Here is a 15,542-nt window from a genome sequence, read left to right on the forward strand (position 1 = left end):
CCCATGGTCAACGGAAAGGCGGCGTGATTTCCACAGCGAGCCCAAAAGCCTTGGAAGCGCAGTGCTCTCGACTCACTGTCGGGACGATGCGCAGACCGCAAAACTGTGGCCAATCGGCCATGGGTATGTCAACAGGAGGAACAGGTCATGATGTTTTGGTACGACCAGGACATGGGTTGGTGGGGATACGCGGGGATGGGCGTCGGGATGGTGTTGTTCTGGGCTTTGATCATCGTCGGCATCGTCGCCCTGATCAGATTCACCACGGGCAGCCCACAAGCGTCACGCGGTGACGCGCCCACAGCCGAACAGCTGCTATCAGCGAGATTTGCAGGTGGCGAGATCGACGAAACGCAGTACCGCCAACGGTTGGCGGTACTGCGCGAGGGTAATCGCCGGTAACCGACGCGTGAGGTGCCCAGCCTGAGGTCATGGTGCGGTGTGGGCGCTGCGGTACTTGTCGCCGGCTGGCGGCACTATCGCACCGTGGACGTCTTCTGTCTGCCCGTGAGAGGCGCTGCCTTCGAACCGGCGTAGGCGCAAGCTGTTGCTTACCACGAAGACCGAGCTGAATGCCATTGCGGCACCGGCGATGAGCGGATTGAGCAGGCCCAGTGCCGCCAAGGGAAGTGCGGCGACGTTGTAGGCGAAGGCCCAGAACAGGTTTCCCTTGATGGTTTTCAGCGTTGACCGGGCCAATCGAATGGCGTCTGCAGCCGCGCGCAAATCGCCGCGTACCAGCGTCAGGTCAGATGCTTCGATGGCGACGTCGGAGCCGGTGCCCATCGCCAGGCCCAGATCGGCCTGTACCAGTGCGGCGGCATCGTTGACGCCGTCACCGACCATGGCGACGGTCTGCCCCTGCGCTTGCAAGGTCTTGATGGTGGCGACCTTGTCGGCGGGTAGGACCTCGGCGATGACGTCGTCGGGGTCGATGCCGACCTCTGCGGCGACGGCGAGTGCGGCGCGCCGATTATCGCCGGTCAGCAGAAAGGGACGTAGCCCAAGTCGGCGGAACTGGCCGATGGCGTCCGCGGAGGTGCCCTTCACCGTGTCGGCCACGACGATGACGCCGCGCACCGCCCCGTCCCAGGCCACCCATACCGGAGTGTGGCCCTGGGCCTCAGCGTGCTCGGCGGCGGAGGTGAGGTCGTGGGGGGCTGTCAGCGACCAGTCGTCGGCTAGCCAGCTGACCCGTCCAACCAGGACCGCATGGCCGGCGACGACGCCGCTGACGCCGTAGCCGTTGTGGTTCGAGAAGTCTTCGACTGACGGCAAGGCGCCTGCGGCGGAGGCCGAAGCGGCGATCGCCTCCGCGATTGGGTGTTGAGATGCGCTCTCCAAGGCCCCCGCGAACTTGAGGACCTCATCGGAGTTCTGGCCTGCGCCGGGGTGCACCCCGATCAGGCTCATCCGGCCGGTGGTGACGGTGCCGGTTTTGTCGAGCACGATGGTGTCGACCCGGCGGGTGGACTCGAGCACCTGCGGCCCTTTGATCAGGATGCCCAGTTGGGCGCCGCGGCCGGTGCCCACCATAAGGGCTGTGGGGGTGGCCAACCCGAGCGCGCAGGGGCAGGCGATGATCAGCACGGCGACTGCCGCGGTGAACGCGACCGTCGCCGAATGTCCAGTGAGCAGCCAGACAGCCAGCGTGGCCACCGACAGCGCCAGAACGATGGGTACGAAGACCGCCGAGACCCGGTCGGCCAGGCGCTGTACCGATGCCTTGCCGTTCTGGGCTTCTTCCACCAGGCGCGCCATCTGCGCGAGCTGGGTGTCGGCCCCGATTCGGTTGGCGCGGACCAGCAATCGCCCACCGGCGTTGACGGTGGCACCGGTGACGCGGTCTCCCGGGCGGACCTCGACGGGCACCGACTCCCCGGTGAGCATCGACGCGTCGACCGCCGATGCGCCCTCGGTCACGACCCCGTCGGTGGCGATCTTCTCACCCGGGCGCACCACAAATACGTCTCCAACGCTGAGTTCGACTGTTGGGATGCGAATTTCGGTCCCGTCGCGAACGACGGCGACATCTTTGGCGCCCATGTCGAGCAGGGCTCGCAGGGCGGCGCCGGATCGTGTCTTGGCCCGCGCCTCGAAGTATCGGCCGGCCAGGATGAACACCGTGACTGCGGCGGCGACTTCCAGGTAGATGTGCTCAGTCGCGGATTCCACGTCGGGCAGCAGACTGAAGGACATCCGCATTCCCGGCATGCCGGCGTGCCCGATGAACAACGCCCACAATGACCACAGGTATGCAGCGCTGACGCCCAGCGAGATCAAGGTGTCCATCGTGGCTGCGCGGTGGCGGGCGTTGGCCCAGGCTGCACGGTGAAACGGCAGCGCACCCCACACCACGACGGGAGACGCCAAGGTCAACGCAAGCCATTGCCAGTTGGTGAATTGCACTGCGGGGATCATCGACATCGCGATCACGGGCACCGTCAGAACCAGGGAGATCAGCAATCGGCTCCGCAAGGCGTCGGCCTCGCCCGCTACCGGGCCGGAATCCGCGGCTTGGGCGGCGTCGTTCAGCGCCGCGGGGGCGGTTGCGGTGTAGCCGGTCGCTTCCACCGCGGCGATCAACACCGCCGGATCAACGGAGTTCGGATAGGCCACCTTGGCTTTTTCGGTCGCGTAGTTGACGCTGGCCTCGACCCCATCGATCTTGTTCAGTTTCTTTTCGATCCGGGCGGCACACGATGCGCAGGTCATCCCACCGATCGACAACTCGATGCTGTGGGGTTGATCGACACCGACGACCTGATTCGGCAGGCTCATGTTTGTTCCTTTGGGTAAGGGTTATCGCAAAGTCGAGGCGCTAGCGAGGTTGATCGGTGGATAGGCGGTAGTCGCCGGCCTCATCGAGTGCGGTGGTGACCTGCTCCGTGGTCAGTGGTGTGTCGCTGAAAACCGTCACGGTGGATATGCCTCCGGCAACCAGGTCGACATGAACGTCGGTGACACCGGCGAGGGCGCCGAATTCTGCGCTCACCGCGGCGACGCAGTGGCTGCAGGTCATGCCGGTGACGGCGTAGGAGTTGGTGGTCGTGCTCATGGCGTTCTCCTTGAGCGTTGCCGGTGGGTGTGTGTCGGAGGGTCTCGGTGCGCAGCAACTGCAGCCCGAGGAGGTGGACGGAATCAGGGGCAGGTTGGTGAGCTGTCGGGTCATGTTTGGCTACTTTCGCTTGCGGGATGGGTGGTTTTCGGATTGTGCTCAGGAGCGGACGAGACGCGCGATTGCCGCCGAGGCCTCATCGATCTTCTGCTCGGCCATGTCGCCGCCCTGGTGGATTGCGTCACGGACGCAATGGGACAGATGTTCATCGAGAAGCATCAACGCCACCGACTCCAACGCTTTGGTCGCCGCAGAGATCTGGGTGAGCACATCGATGCAGTAGGCGTCCTCGCCGACCATGCGCGCAAGACCGCGGACCTGCCCCTCGATTCTGCGCAGTCGTTTGAGATGTGCGTCCTTCGAGTCTGCATACCCCGGTGTTGTCGTATCCATGACTCCTCCTCCGCAATACCCCCTGGGGGTACAAGCCCAATATACCCCCAAGGGGTATCATGCTGTCAAGGGACCAAAGTCACGAGAAGTGCGTCGGATACCTCAGCTGCATAATCGGGTCGGCCCGATGTGGCGTCGACGGTGCGCAATTCGGAGCGTCGACTTGCTTCCGCGTGCGGCGCATTCAGCCTGGCGCAGGATCATCAAGCCGAGCCGCCCCGTTGCTCATGGGTTCCCGCGTGGGCGGATCACTTGAGCCGCGCCTGATTCCATGTGGTTCCGGAGCTGCCAAATGTTGGAGTCGACCATGTAGGTGTTGATTACAGGATCCGGTGTGATCTTCAGGAAGCAGATTCGCGTTTCGCCGCTACCGTAAGACTCTTCGTAGGCCTTGAGGATTCGGCGGCCGATCCAGAACTTGCGGAAGACCTCCCGCCCTTCGTCGTCAGTCCAGTCCAGGATCGTCGCTTGCCCGCTTAGCTGGAGGGTTGCTGGTGGGAGGAACCACAGGAGCCGCCTCGTCAGCGGAACCACGAGCGAGACCCGCGAATTCTGCGCGACATTGCGCGCCTTCTTTAGGTGCCGGCGGGTCATGACGAAGATAGAGATGGCGCTACCCCGCTCGGATACGCCGTAGTTGACTCCCGCTGAGTAAGGTTTGCCCTCTTCGTCGGTCGTCGAAAGCACCGCAAACGTTTGCTTCCGTAGATGGTCGAGAACCAGCTCGAAAGTCACGGGGCGGTCGTTCCACGATGACGTCGGGCGGCTCGGTGGCCGACGAAGCTCAGCGTGAATGTGCGCCGTCCGACACATGTGTTTCGGGAACCGTTGGAACGGGCCTACGGCGTGGACGCCGGGGTGCGTACACGGAGCAGGCACCTGCCAGGACCGCCCCCGAACACAGGTCAAGACACCACCGCCACCAAGGTAGCCGCGATCCATAATGCCGCCGCGGCGGAGAGGGGCCACCGAAATGTGGAGTGCAGCAAGAAGTTCACTACGGCCATGACCCCAATTGACGATGCGCCGGCGACCGCCAGCACCGCCACTGCCGACGACTCGGCGTTGGCAATGTCGGTGGCTGCCAGGTAGACGGTGAGTGTCCCGGTAGCCACTGCGTATCCGCCCAGGACGATGAACACCAGACGTAGCCACCCACGCAGGTTCGGTACGGCAGCGTCGATCTCGCCGGCGGTGCGGCGGAGATAGCGCAAGTCCTCGGGCAGTAGGGCGGGCCGGGCCAACAGAAAGAACCCCCCAATCCCGACCAGGATCGCGCCACCGACGCCGAACATCCATGCCGCGGCGATCATCAGGTTGACTTGCCGCGGGCGAGGATGAGTGATTCCACCACCAACGGCCCACCCAGCAGGTGAACCCAGGGGCGAGAGCGCCCAGATGCTGCGGGCGAGATGACTTCTCGATACCCTCCGCCGTTAACGTTGCCGCCGCGGCGGGCTCGACCAGCGGCACTTTCGGCGCCGGCGGTGTGATTCATGGCCGCTCCGCCAGTAGCCATAAGCAGGCTTGCTCGGCCAAGCCCTGCTCCTCCTGATCGGTAATGCGGAGTCCTATGACCGTCCCGCAGCATCGCGATGCTCCGGCGTATCGGTCGAGTCATGGTTAGTGTCGTTACCGCCCCCGCCTCCCATTCCGCGCATCATAAACATCATCATCAGTGGGCACGCCAGCGCAAAGAGCAACAGCGCCAGCGTCGACAGCGGAACACCGATGGCGAGCGCAGCTACGGCAACGGCGGCCAAGGCTAAGGCGTACCAGGGTAGGTACTGAGTTTTCATCGCGAGTCCTTCCGTTCGGGCTGCCCTCAAGCTTGCGCTTCCGCGCTGGCGATGTCCATGGAACTACGTACTTGCTACGTAGGACAAAGGGCCCCGTTTGATTCGACCAAAGGCTCTATGGCGGGCCCAAACCCGCTCGGGCGGGTGGGAGCGGCTCGCTAGATGTTGCAACCACCTACGGGGGGTGCCTTCGTCAGATCTGCCAGTCTTGGGCCCCGTCGTTCTGGTTGTAGGTGCCGACCGAGTTCTTGACGACCACGGGATCTCCACTGCCGAAGTTGTCATAGAACCATTGCGCGTTGGCCGGACTCAGATTTGGACACCCATGGCTGACGTTGCGCTTGCCTTGATCACTGACCGACCAGGGTGCGCTGTGAACGAATATGCCGCTGTTGTCGATACGAACTGCGTCCTGCACCTTCAGCTTGTAGCCTTCCGCCGAATCGATGGGGACACCGTACGTTGAGGAGTCCATGACGATATCTGCGAACTTCTCCAACACGTAATAGGTACCGTTGGGGGTTTCGTAACCCTCCTTGCCGAGAGAGACGGGAAAGGTCTTCTCCAGCTTGCCGTTACGCATGATCTCCATCTGGTGGGTGCTGTCATCGATGGTTGCGACGAGCGCATCGCCGGTCCGGAAGCTCGACTTGGTCCCGCCGGCATCAATGTTCACCGTTGCGTTGGCAGGCCAGAAGTCGATGGGTCGCCACCGAAGCTGGGTGTCACCCATCCAGTAGAACTTGCCGGGTACCGGCGGGTTGGAGGAGATGTGAACCGCTTGCTCCGCCATGGCGCGGTCGGCGATCGGCCGTCGGAAGTTGATGATGATCGGCTTGGCCACCCCAACCATCGAGCCATTGATGGGATTGAACGTCGGGGGCGCGAACACCGGTTGACCCACGTAGGGTGCAGCGTTCTGCCCAGGCGGTGTGGGCCCGGAGGACGGCGCGGGCTGTGCAGGATCGCCTAGCGGAACCTGGATCGGGCCGGGGGGGAGGGCGAACGGTTCTGGCGGCGGCTCTGGCATCGCCATCGGATCGATCGGCGCTGGGGGTCCGGGGATCGGCTCCGCCGTGGCGGGGCCCATGCTCAGCAGTGCGCCGGCAAGGCCAGTCGCGGCCAGCATCGCTCCCAGTTTGCGCAGTTGCCGCCGATCCATAACCGTCTCCTGACCTAAATCCTTCCGCCGCGCAACCTGAGAATCACGACGAGTACGTTCAATCTACTATCTACGTACGTTGGCCGTAGATCGATCGATTCGGCGTACCTGCGGCGCGACAATCGCTCCGTGTGGACAACGGCCGCATGCGTCCGTAACCTAACCGTTATCTACGTACCGAGACCGTACTTGGTTCCTGCGCAACGATAAGGAGATCCGACGTCGTGGTCCCTGAGCCGATCCGGCGGATCTTCCGTTCACTGGTACGGTCGCTTGTCGGCGCCGTCGCTGTTGCGACCTTGCTGTGTGTCGCGGTCGTCAGCGACGTCAACGCCGACCCGGCATCGGACGCGCTGGCCCGCATGAGCGAACTGTCCCGCCAGGCGGAGCAGACGACCGAGGCGATGCACACCGCACAGATCGACTTGGACGCCAAACTCGCCTTGCTGGCGGATGCGGAAAAAAAGAACGCCATCGACAGGTCGGCCGTTGAGGTGGCCAATACCGAACTGGTGAAGTACCAGGCAGCGGTAGACAAGGTGGCGGTGGCCGCATACATGGGGGGCACCACTGACGAGCTCACGGCGGCTCTCATTGCGTCCTCACCCCAGGACTTGATCGACCAATTGTCGATCCAGAAAACGATGTCAACGCAAATGGCCGCAGACATGGCGGCCTTCAAGTCGGCTAGCCAACGGGCTGCCCAAGCCGCGGAGAGATCCGCAGATTCCGCCGCCCAGGCTCGCCTAGCCGCTGATCAGGCAACGAAGGTCCGCGCTGAGTTGCAAGCCAAGCAAAGCGATTTGCGCGTCCAGATAACGGCAGTCCAGGCCCAGTTCGCGGTGTTAACACCGGATCAGCGCGCGATACTCGCTGACCCCGGGCCGCCACCTCCACCCGTTCCTGGCGCGCCGAATCCCGACGACCCCGCGATCGTCGCGATGCCCGATCTGCCGGCGGCGGGTGAGGCGCCGTATCCATCCAGCGGCGAGGGCGCCACGGTGGTGCAGGCAGCGTTGACGCGGGTGGGGGCGCCGTACTCGTGGGGCGCGACGGGCCCGAATGCCTTCGACTGCTCGGGACTCATCAAATGGGCGTTTCTGCAGAATGGCAAGTCCTTGCCGCGTTCAAGCCAGGCGTTGGCAGAAGGGGGCCAACCGGTCGCCGTCACTGACCTGCAGCCCGGCGACATCGTGACGTTTTATGCCGATGTCTCTCATGCGGGTATCTACATTGGTGATGGGATGATGGTTCACGCGTCGACGTTTGGAACGCCAGTGAAGGTCGCGCCGATCTCCTCCGCACCGATTCATAACGTGCGGCGGTACTAGGTGGCCGCCGCTAGGTGGCGCTGCGTGAACTGCGGAAAACCTGGCGGTGAGGGCCGTCCACCCGCGGATCTCGTCGATAGTGTGAGCGAGGGGCAGGGTCGAGTCGGGGATCAAGTCAGCGAAGCTTGCGGGTAGTCGCGAAGATCGGCAGTAATGGGACGTCGGGGATAGCTGTCGATGTCGCAGATGCCCAGGCCGCGTACCGGTCTGTGGGCTCATCACCATGCCGTGCCCATACCGACCGGCACACTGGTGGGCGGACTACTGCGCTGGTAGGCGATGGTGGCGCGCCGTCAGTGGTCCCATGGTTATCATCCGGCATTGCGGATGTTTCAGCGGGACAAGGCGTTTTCACGGTGCCGTCTGTTCCTCGGTACCGGCCGCCTATTCGACAGCGGTCAGCACATCGACGGTGGCGCCGTCGTCGGTGGATATATAGATCGCGGTATCGGTGGCGATGTAGAGCTGACCGTCGCCAGCGGCGAGAAGGGCCTGAGGTCTGTCATCCAGGGTGTGTCGCGGCTGCCAAGTTCGACCATTGTCCATGCTCGTGTAGAGGCGTCCTTCGAGGTCGGCTCCGAGTAGGGGACCGCGCTCGGGCCAGCTGACGAGTACCAGTGCCGGTGCGCCGCTGACTGCGCTGAACGTCATCGCCCCGTCGGTGCTTCGGAGGAGTCCTTGGCGTGTGGTCGCGAGGATCTCATCGGCATCCACTGGTGATACTGCGAGGTCAGAGGCAGGGATTTCGGCTCGCCGCTGCCAGGACTTCTCATCGAGGCTGACCATCACAGTGCCCGACTGGCTGTCGTGACCGTAGACCCGTCCGTGGCGGTACTCGAGCGCATGGAAATCGGCGCTGCCGTGCAGTGACAGGGATTCCCAGGATTGGCCGGCGTCGCTGCTCTTGATAAGGCCCAGATGTGGGGGTTGTTGACGGTCGGCCGGATCGGGGTGGCCGCTGGCCAAGAATTCGTCGGGGCCGGTGACGGTGAAGCCCATGAAGTCCTGGACGAGATCGCCGACTCGCTGTGGCGCCTGATCGGGATCTACCGTGTAGAGGCCGTAATGAGTTGCCACATAGAGAGTTTCATCGGACGGATTGATGCCCAGACCGTGGATGTGCACCATGCCCGGCACAATCGCGGGCGGAGCGCTGTCGGGGGCGTTCGACGAACACGCCGCGGCCAGGGCTCCGATCAGAATTGCGGCGATGAATCTACGGAGCTGCACACTGACCCCTTCCGGTCTCGGACAATCTACGTAGTGCAATAGTAGATGGGCGGCACAGGGCAACGGCGCGACGCTGGTGTCGCCAGCGTGGCGCGGCGCGTACCGACGGGTCCGTGAGGCGTCTTCATCAAATCTTCATCGGAACACGAACCGCCCCATACGCGGATTCGTGAGGCTGGACCGAGGCGGCGAGAACGCTCGCCGCGTGGACGCGTGGTGTCACGAGGATGTATGAGAAAGGATGTGCGATGCAGCACAAGCGATACGGAATTGGTCTTGCGGCGTTAGCGGCGTCGGCCCTGTTCATCAGTGCCTGTTCGAATGCGTCGGACTCTCAGTCATCGACCAGCAGCACCTCGGCGGCAGCATCGGCGTCGCCGAGTGCTGCCAGCAGCGACGCTACCCACAACGACGCAGATGTGAAGTTCGCTCAAGGCATGATTCCTCATCACCAGCAGGCGATCGAGATGAGCGACATGCTTCTCGGCAAGCAAGGCATCGATCCCGAGGTCATCTCACTAGCGAACGAAATCAAGAACGCACAAGGCCCTGAGATAGAGAAGATGCAGGGCTGGCTCCAGGAGTGGGGAGCGTCGTCCTCGCCTGCACCTGCGCCGACCAGCACCGCAATGCCTGGCCACAACATGCCCGGCCACCAGATGCCCAGCGGTGACATGGGCGACATGCCTGGCATGGGCGGCGGCCACGGCATGATGTCGGAAGCCGACATGGCTGCGCTGCAGAACGCGCAGGGCGCGGAGGCGAGCCGACTTTTCTTGACGCAGATGATTGCCCATCACAGGGGTGCAATCATGATGGCGCAGGAGGAGATTGAGATTGGCCAGTTCCCGGCTGCGGTGGAGATGGCGCGAGCCATTGTGTCCTCTCAGCAAGCGGAGATCGACACGATGCAGGGAATGCTGGACAAGTAACAGGTCGGAGGCGCGATGGTTAGGTCCGCGTTGAGGCAGCCGTAAGAGGGAGTTCTTCGGCGCGTATCGGAGCGGTGGGTAAGTCGATGGTGAATGTTGCGCCGGCACCGGGTCCTGAACTCGCTACGGAAATGGTTCCGCTGTGGGCCTCGACCAGTGCTTTGGCGATGGCGAGCCCTAAACCGGCGCCGCCGTGCTCGCGATCGCGGGCGCTGTCGGCCCGATAGAATCGCTCGAACACCCGGGTGAGGTGCTCCGGGGCGATCCCTTCACCGGTGTCGGCGACGGTGATCCTCAACCGGTCGCCGTCGCGGATACAGCTGACTTCCACCGAGCCGCCGGAAGGTGTGTGCCGCAGCGCATTTTGTAGCAGATTGCCCAGGACTTGGGAGAGTCGTTGCTCGTCGGCCCATAGCGGCGGCAGCGCCTTCTGGAGGCGTAACCGTAGTGCAACACCTTTGATGTCGTAGCGTTCCTGCGTGGCGGCGACGCATTGGCGCGTCAAGCGGTCGACGTCAATGGTGGTGTAGGACATGGACACTGAGCTTTCCTCGGCTTTGGCGAGGGCGGCGACATCATCGGAGAACCGCACCAGCCGCCGGGTTTGGTCGCGCAGCATCGCCGCCGTCTGCGGCGTCAAAGTGCGCACCCCGTCCTCGAGTGCCTCGATATAGGCCTCCAGCACCGCGACCGGTGTGCGGATCTCATGCGCCAAGTCTCCGAATAGTCGCTGCCGTGTCGAGTCGACGGCTTGGAGCCGGGAAGCCATCTTATTGAAGGCGGTGGAGAGCGCATCGAAGTCGTCGCCGAGGCCCGGCGGTGACACCCGTATCTCGTAGTTCCCTTGGGCGACATCGGTGGCAGCGGAGGCAACCTCGGTGATGGACCGTTGGAGCCGCCGACTGACGTAGAAGCTGACGGCAAGCGCGGCAAGCGCCGACACTGCCAGGGCGCCTCCGATGGACATCACTGTCGCGTAGCCGTAGGCCTCTTCGGCATGCACTTCCTCTGGTGAGTCCATCGGCACCCCTGCGAGGTGCAGATGCTCACGGAACAGGGGAGGGCCGACGACGGCGGCCACCACCGCGGTGGTCGCGGCCCCAGCGATCAACACAATGGCTTGGGCTGCCAGCAGCCGCATGCCGATACCGGGGCGACCCCGCCGTCGACGTCGACGAGCTGTGGCAGCCGGCACGGGAGTCACTGTCCTGATCCCATTCGGTATCCGACACCTCGCACCGTGGCGATGTAGCGCGGAGAGGCTGCGTCGTCGCCCAGTTTGCGCCGCAGATGGCCGATGTGGACGTCGACGAGATGCTCGTTGCCGACCCAGGGTCCGTCGCGCACGATTTCAAGTAGTTGTCGCCGGCTCAGCACATTGCCTGGCCGGCCAGAGAGAGCTTCGAGAATGTCGAACTCTGTGCGGGTCAACAAGATCAGTTCGTCGTCGATGCGTACCTCACGGGCGGCGACGTCAATGCTCAACGCGCCGAAGCGACGCGGTGGGGCCGCGGCGATTTCGGCGGGTGCGGTAGCTGATTGCAGGACGCGGGGCCGACGCAACATGGCCCGAATGCGGGCCACCAGCTCGCGCGGACTGAAAGGTTTGGTGATGTAGTCGTCGGCGCCGACAGTGAGACCCAGGACTGTGTCGATCTCGGTATCGCGAGCGGTGAGCATGACGACGTAGGCGTCGGAGAACGTGCGCAACTGCCTGCAGACTTCCAATCCATCGATGCCGGGCAGGCCGATGTCCAGGATGACGACATCGGGATCGAGGTCGCGCGCGACGGCAATCGCGTCGACACCGTTACCGGCCACGACCACCTCGAACTGCTCGCGTTCCAGGTAGCTGGCCACCACTTCAGCCAGGGGCAGCTCGTCGTCGACGACCAGCGCGCGGTATCCCTTCGCCTGCTCAGGCGGTGTACCCGGGTGGTTATCCATATCCCACATGGTGCCCGTTGATGCGGCCGCGGCGGCGCGCGACTGCCGGAGCGGCGCGATCTTCAGCAGATCTTTACGAGACTCATACCGATTGCGTCCTGCGGCCGGGAGACGCTCAGTACGAAGGAGGGCCTGACATGCGCTTGCTGATGGACGTCTGCCCGAACAGTCTCGGGTGGCAAACGTGGCTGATCTTGTGCGCCGTCATCGTCGTGCTGTGGGCCGCCGCCATCGCGGGCGCGACGGCCCTGTTTCACGCTTCTGGGCGGCCGTGCCGCAGCGGGCGGCGGGAGGCACTGCAGGAGCCTATGCGCAGCGGCCACACCGGAGCGGACTGACTGGTCTGGAATGCGGCCGAGGTAGCGCTCGCCGCGAGGTGTCAGTATTCGATCAAGCGCGTGACGTAGGGCGTCATGCCGGAGCTGCGTACGGGGGAGATTTTGACCACTGACCCGGTGTAGGGGGCTTCGAGCATCATGCCGTCGCCGAGGTACATGGCTTCGTGCTGGCTGGCGTTGGGGCCGTAGAAGATGAGATCACCGCGCTGCATCTGCGATGACGGTACTTTGCGGCCGGCGTTGTACTGAGAGCCGGAATAGTGGTCGAGTTTGATGCCCACGCCGGCGAAGGCGTAGAGCATGAGGCCGGAACAGTCGAAGCCGACGGTGTTGGCTCCCTGATCGATTCCCCGAGCGGGCCCGTTGGCGTTGCCACCGCCCCACGAGTAAGGAACACCGAGTTGCGACATGGCTCGTCGGATCACGAATTCAGAGGCCTGGCGACCGTACAGGCGGGGGATGCGTCCGTTGGTGATGCCGGGATCTGCGGCGGCGGTCGCCGGGGAGAGGATGCCCAGTTTGACGAGGAAGTTTCGGCCCATGTCGGCGGTGAGTTGCAGCGAGGTCGCCATGATTTTGAGGACGGCGTTGATGATGGCTATCGGGTCGCCGGCCACATTGGCGCTGGGCACCATCGGCAGTGTGGTGTCCCACTGGCCGGCGCCCGAGCTGTCTGCCGGTGCCGTGCTGGAGCGGTCCCATTGGCCGCTCGGCGGCACTGCGGCGCCGGGTTGCGCGGCCGTGGGCTGGTGCGTGGTAGCTGTAACCGGTCGGGTAGCAGTGAGTCGGGTTTGTGCGGAGTCGCGTTCGGTGGCCAACCGGGTCAGGTCGGACTGTTGATCGGCGAATGCGCGTTGCGCGCCAACGAGTTCGGTGACTGCGGAGTCCTGGCGACGTTGCGCCTCGGCCGCTGCTGCGTCGGCGTCCAGGCGGGCCTGCTTGGCGGCCGAGAGTCGGTTGGCGCGTTCAGTCTGGCTTCGGCGGAGATCGTCTTTGACCCTGCCGAAGGCAAGGAGATAGGTCTGCTGCGTCGAGGCTGCCGAGAGGATGTCTTCAGGGCTGCTTGCCAGCGGCAGCGCGCGAGAGGGACCGTTCATGTAGGTCGAGGCGGCGAAATCGTCGAAACGCTGCTGCGTGGCGTCGATGGCGGTCTGGCTGTCGGCGAGTGCTCTCTCGCTGTCGCCGAGTGTGCGGTGCGCCTCGGCGACCGCCTCGCGGGCGGTGGCAAGCTCAACCAGGGCCCGATTGACGCTCTCCTGCTTGTGTTGGATGTCCGCGCCGATATCGGCGACCTGCTGGTTGGCTTCGGCAACGGCAGCGACAAGTCCTGCGACCGTTTCGCTCTCACCATCAGGTTCGCTTCCGTGACCGGCCGTTGCGATGCCCGAGGTGTGAAGCACCAGCACCGCAAAAATCACCCCGATGGTGAGAAGTGAAGTGAGGCGCCGCATCAATTCTCCTGTGGGGTGGCTGCCGGTGACCGCGAGTCGGTCGGGGGCAGTGCGCCGAGGTGTCATGTGCAACGGCCTATGAGCGCTGTAACTACGTAGTCGCTTAGTACGTAGTTGGAACGTACATCACTGCAGCATCAGGAGAAACGCCTGTCACAGTCTCAACTCGGTAACACCTGACCGGACGGCAGCATGTGCTCGTGGGCCCGAGGGGCCGCTGCCTTGGACCGGATTTCATGGGCGCGCGCCTTCGCGAATCAACATCGGTGGCGCAGCCGCGCTGAGGTCCCCTGCATTTGGGCTGTTGGCGGCTACATTGGGAGGCTGCAGGGTGCCGCGCTGTGCGCACCGGCCACCTCGTCAGAGCGAGCAGGAGTTGCGGCGGATGGAACAGCGAGGATTCGGCGATCTCGAAGCGGTGATCATGGACTGGGTGTGGGATCACCAGGAGCCGATCACCGTGCGTGACGTATTCGAGGACTTGTCCCAGCAGCGACCCATCGCGTACACCACGGTGTTGTCGACCATGGACAACCTGTATCGCAAGCGGTGGCTCACACGGCAGCGCAACGGCAAAGCCTATGTGTACCGGGCGGCGATGAGTCGTGAGGAGCGGTCAGCGCGTCTGATGAAAGCTGCATTCGACTCCGGCGGCGACACCAACACCGTGCTGGCATTCTTCCTTGAGCAGATGAGTACAGAGCAGTCGGCGCAGCTGAAGGCGGCGTTGCGAAAGGGTCGGCGATCATGACGACTGCGTTGTGGCTGGTCCTCTACGGCGCGGTGCTGGCCTGGCTTGCTCCGCCGGTACTGCGGCGCCTTACTGGTGGTGGGGTGAGCCCGTCCATGGGTGTGGCCGCGTGGTTGGCCACGGTGGCCGCCGTGGTTGTGGCGTGGCTGGCGGCAGTGGTGCTGGTGGTCGACGCGACGTCGAGCAGCGTCCTTAATGGCTCGGTTGTGACCCTCTGTCTGGAACTGTTCGGGTTCTCTGATCACACGCCGCTGGCGGGACGCCTCGGGTCTATCGCTCTCATCGGCGGGGGGTTGCTGACCTCGGCGGTGGTGGCGCTGCGACTGGGACGGTGCTTGGCCAGACTGCGCACGCGAAGTCATGAGCACGCACACGCCGCGCGGATCGTTGGTCGGCCTACTGACCATCCCCACGTCGTTGTCGTCGAGGCGGACCGTCCCGCCGCCTACTGTGTCATCGGCCGCCCCCACGCCATCGTCGTCACCTCGGCGGCCGTGCAATCGTTGGACCGAGCGCAATTGAAAGCGGTGCTGGCGCATGAGCATGCGCACCTATCGGGGCATCATCACCACATTCTGATGGTGTTGCGTGCCCTCGCCGCCACCTTGCCCCACCTTCCCCTGTTCGCGGGCGCGCATCAGGCTGTGGCGGAACTACTAGAGATGTGCGCTGACGACACCGCTGCTCGTCGCGTCGGCACTCGTCCTTTACTCACCGGGTTGCTTGCACTCGCCGGTCACCGACCTCCTGTCGCCGAAGGTCTGGCCGCGGCGGCAACGGCGGTCATCACCCGAGCCGAGCGGCTGGTCACCCCGACGCGTCGGCACGTGCGGTGGCGCCACCGCGCTCTCCTTTCTGTCGCCATCGCCACCATGCTCGCCACTCCGGCATTCATCCAGGTGCTCTGCCACCACTAGGCGCTACCCAGCTTCCGGGCCGCCGCCGCCGAGGCGCATTCCACAGGACGAGGGACGTTTCGGTGTCGGCTGTTGGCCTATCCAGCAAAGGCTCGTCTGACTACCTGGCGCCTACGTCCAGAGCGGAAGTTATCTACGGAGTCAAACCGTAGATGACCAGTGCAAAAGATGGC

Annotated in this window: 17 protein-coding genes; 6 read left to right on the plus strand and 11 right to left on the minus strand. The window is 64.1% G+C overall.

The window, feature by feature from the left end; translation table 11 throughout:
- The first annotated feature begins 147 nt into the window (after positions 1-147).
- Positions 148-402, plus strand: coding sequence for an SHOCT domain-containing protein (locus ACZYYX_RS12025; protein WP_463814599.1), 255 nt, complete (start codon positions 148-150; stop codon positions 400-402).
- A 27-nt stretch (positions 403-429) separates the two neighbouring features.
- Here ACZYYX_RS12025 and ACZYYX_RS12030 read toward each other — a convergent pair whose 3' ends face one another.
- The 7 genes from ACZYYX_RS12030 to ACZYYX_RS12060 form a co-directional block, all read right to left on the minus strand.
- Positions 430-2,781 carry a heavy metal translocating P-type ATPase gene (locus ACZYYX_RS12030; RefSeq protein WP_463814600.1) on the minus strand — a complete coding sequence of 784 codons (2,352 nt, stop codon included), beginning with the start codon at positions 2,779-2,781 and terminating at the stop codon, positions 430-432.
- 40 nt (positions 2,782-2,821) lie between these two features.
- Positions 2,822-3,058 (minus strand): heavy-metal-associated domain-containing protein, encoded by a 237-nt coding sequence (locus ACZYYX_RS12035; RefSeq protein WP_178360817.1) that lies wholly within the window; start codon positions 3,056-3,058, stop codon positions 2,822-2,824.
- A gap of 159 nt (positions 3,059-3,217) precedes the next feature.
- On the minus strand, positions 3,218-3,511 hold the full coding sequence (locus ACZYYX_RS12040) for a metal-sensitive transcriptional regulator (RefSeq protein WP_412482853.1): 294 nt from the start codon (positions 3,509-3,511) through the stop codon (positions 3,218-3,220).
- 225 nt (positions 3,512-3,736) lie between these two features.
- On the minus strand, positions 3,737-4,246 hold the full coding sequence (locus tag ACZYYX_RS12045; protein WP_463814601.1) for a pyridoxamine 5'-phosphate oxidase family protein: 510 nt from the start codon (positions 4,244-4,246) through the stop codon (positions 3,737-3,739).
- Between the two features lie 170 nt (positions 4,247-4,416).
- Positions 4,417-4,824 carry a hypothetical protein gene (locus ACZYYX_RS12050; RefSeq protein ID WP_369322783.1) on the minus strand — a complete coding sequence of 136 codons (408 nt, stop codon included), beginning with the start codon at positions 4,822-4,824 and terminating at the stop codon, positions 4,417-4,419.
- Positions 4,825-5,082: 258 nt separating this feature from the next.
- Positions 5,083-5,310 carry a DUF2933 domain-containing protein gene (locus ACZYYX_RS12055; RefSeq protein ID WP_178360814.1) on the minus strand — a complete coding sequence of 76 codons (228 nt, stop codon included), beginning with the start codon at positions 5,308-5,310 and terminating at the stop codon, positions 5,083-5,085.
- A 193-nt stretch (positions 5,311-5,503) separates the two neighbouring features.
- Positions 5,504-6,472 carry a L,D-transpeptidase gene (locus ACZYYX_RS12060; protein WP_369322781.1) on the minus strand — a complete coding sequence of 323 codons (969 nt, stop codon included), beginning with the start codon at positions 6,470-6,472 and terminating at the stop codon, positions 5,504-5,506.
- 224 nt (positions 6,473-6,696) lie between these two features.
- Between ACZYYX_RS12060 and ripC the strand changes: the two genes are divergently transcribed.
- Entirely contained in the window at positions 6,697-7,803 is a 1,107-nt protein-coding gene (ripC, locus tag ACZYYX_RS12065) for a peptidoglycan hydrolase RipC (RefSeq protein ID WP_463814602.1), read from the plus strand.
- A 384-nt stretch (positions 7,804-8,187) separates the two neighbouring features.
- Here ripC and ACZYYX_RS12070 read toward each other — a convergent pair whose 3' ends face one another.
- Complete coding sequence (locus ACZYYX_RS12070; RefSeq protein ID WP_369322779.1) at positions 8,188-9,033, minus strand: F510_1955 family glycosylhydrolase; 846 nt, start codon at positions 9,031-9,033, stop codon at positions 8,188-8,190.
- 248 nt (positions 9,034-9,281) lie between these two features.
- Between ACZYYX_RS12070 and ACZYYX_RS12075 the strand changes: the two genes are divergently transcribed.
- Entirely contained in the window at positions 9,282-9,965 is a 684-nt protein-coding gene (locus tag ACZYYX_RS12075) for a DUF305 domain-containing protein (protein ID WP_463814603.1), read from the plus strand.
- A gap of 19 nt (positions 9,966-9,984) precedes the next feature.
- Here the strand turns inward: ACZYYX_RS12075 and ACZYYX_RS12080 are convergent, their stop codons facing one another.
- On the minus strand, positions 9,985-11,169 hold the full coding sequence (locus tag ACZYYX_RS12080) for a HAMP domain-containing sensor histidine kinase (RefSeq protein ID WP_463814604.1): 1,185 nt from the start codon (positions 11,167-11,169) through the stop codon (positions 9,985-9,987).
- Positions 11,166-11,921: a response regulator gene (locus ACZYYX_RS12085; protein WP_463814605.1), complete on the minus strand. Its 756-nt coding sequence runs from the start codon at positions 11,919-11,921 to the stop codon at positions 11,166-11,168. The genes ACZYYX_RS12080 and ACZYYX_RS12085 overlap by 4 nt, the downstream gene beginning before the upstream one ends.
- A 128-nt stretch (positions 11,922-12,049) precedes the next feature.
- Between ACZYYX_RS12085 and ACZYYX_RS12090 the strand changes: the two genes are divergently transcribed.
- On the plus strand, positions 12,050-12,250 hold the full coding sequence (locus ACZYYX_RS12090) for a hypothetical protein (protein ID WP_178360808.1): 201 nt from the start codon (positions 12,050-12,052) through the stop codon (positions 12,248-12,250).
- A gap of 41 nt (positions 12,251-12,291) precedes the next feature.
- Here ACZYYX_RS12090 and ripA read toward each other — a convergent pair whose 3' ends face one another.
- Positions 12,292-13,701 carry an NlpC/P60 family peptidoglycan endopeptidase RipA gene (ripA, locus tag ACZYYX_RS12095; protein ID WP_463814885.1) on the minus strand — a complete coding sequence of 470 codons (1,410 nt, stop codon included), beginning with the start codon at positions 13,699-13,701 and terminating at the stop codon, positions 12,292-12,294.
- A 385-nt stretch (positions 13,702-14,086) separates the two neighbouring features.
- On the opposite strand from ripA, the gene ACZYYX_RS12100 reads away from it, so the two are divergent.
- Positions 14,087-14,452: a BlaI/MecI/CopY family transcriptional regulator gene (locus tag ACZYYX_RS12100; RefSeq protein ID WP_412482861.1), complete on the plus strand. Its 366-nt coding sequence runs from the start codon at positions 14,087-14,089 to the stop codon at positions 14,450-14,452.
- Positions 14,449-15,369: a M56 family metallopeptidase gene (locus ACZYYX_RS12105; RefSeq protein ID WP_463814606.1), complete on the plus strand. Its 921-nt coding sequence runs from the start codon at positions 14,449-14,451 to the stop codon at positions 15,367-15,369. The genes ACZYYX_RS12100 and ACZYYX_RS12105 overlap by 4 nt, the downstream gene beginning before the upstream one ends.
- Positions 15,370-15,542: the final 173 nt, after the last annotated feature.

It is taken from the genome of Mycobacterium sp. IDUB_1, assembly GCF_055419625.1.

Bases quoted from the DNA above. Each gene is read 5' to 3' on its own strand.
- ACZYYX_RS12025 (WP_463814599.1), top strand. From the start codon at position 148: ATGATGTTTTGGTACGACCAGGACATGGGTTGGTGGGGATACGCGGGG.
- ACZYYX_RS12030 (WP_463814600.1), bottom strand. From the start codon at position 2,781: ATGAGCCTGCCGAATCAGGTCGTCGGTGTCGATCAACCCCACAGCATC.
- ACZYYX_RS12035 (WP_178360817.1), bottom strand. From the start codon at position 3,058: ATGAGCACGACCACCAACTCCTACGCCGTCACCGGCATGACCTGCAGC.
- ACZYYX_RS12040 (WP_412482853.1), bottom strand. From the start codon at position 3,511: ATGGATACGACAACACCGGGGTATGCAGACTCGAAGGACGCACATCTC.
- ACZYYX_RS12050 (WP_369322783.1), bottom strand. From the start codon at position 4,824: ATGATCGCCGCGGCATGGATGTTCGGCGTCGGTGGCGCGATCCTGGTC.
- ACZYYX_RS12055 (WP_178360814.1), bottom strand. From the start codon at position 5,310: ATGAAAACTCAGTACCTACCCTGGTACGCCTTAGCCTTGGCCGCCGTT.
- ACZYYX_RS12060 (WP_369322781.1), bottom strand. From the start codon at position 6,472: ATGGATCGGCGGCAACTGCGCAAACTGGGAGCGATGCTGGCCGCGACT.
- ACZYYX_RS12075 (WP_463814603.1), top strand. From the start codon at position 9,282: ATGCAGCACAAGCGATACGGAATTGGTCTTGCGGCGTTAGCGGCGTCG.
- ACZYYX_RS12085 (WP_463814605.1), bottom strand. From the start codon at position 11,921: ATGTGGGATATGGATAACCACCCGGGTACACCGCCTGAGCAGGCGAAG.
- ACZYYX_RS12090 (WP_178360808.1), top strand. From the start codon at position 12,050: ATGCGCTTGCTGATGGACGTCTGCCCGAACAGTCTCGGGTGGCAAACG.
- ripA (WP_463814885.1), bottom strand. From the start codon at position 13,701: ATGCGGCGCCTCACTTCACTTCTCACCATCGGGGTGATTTTTGCGGTG.
- ACZYYX_RS12100 (WP_412482861.1), top strand. From the start codon at position 14,087: ATGGAACAGCGAGGATTCGGCGATCTCGAAGCGGTGATCATGGACTGG.
- ACZYYX_RS12105 (WP_463814606.1), top strand. From the start codon at position 14,449: ATGACGACTGCGTTGTGGCTGGTCCTCTACGGCGCGGTGCTGGCCTGG.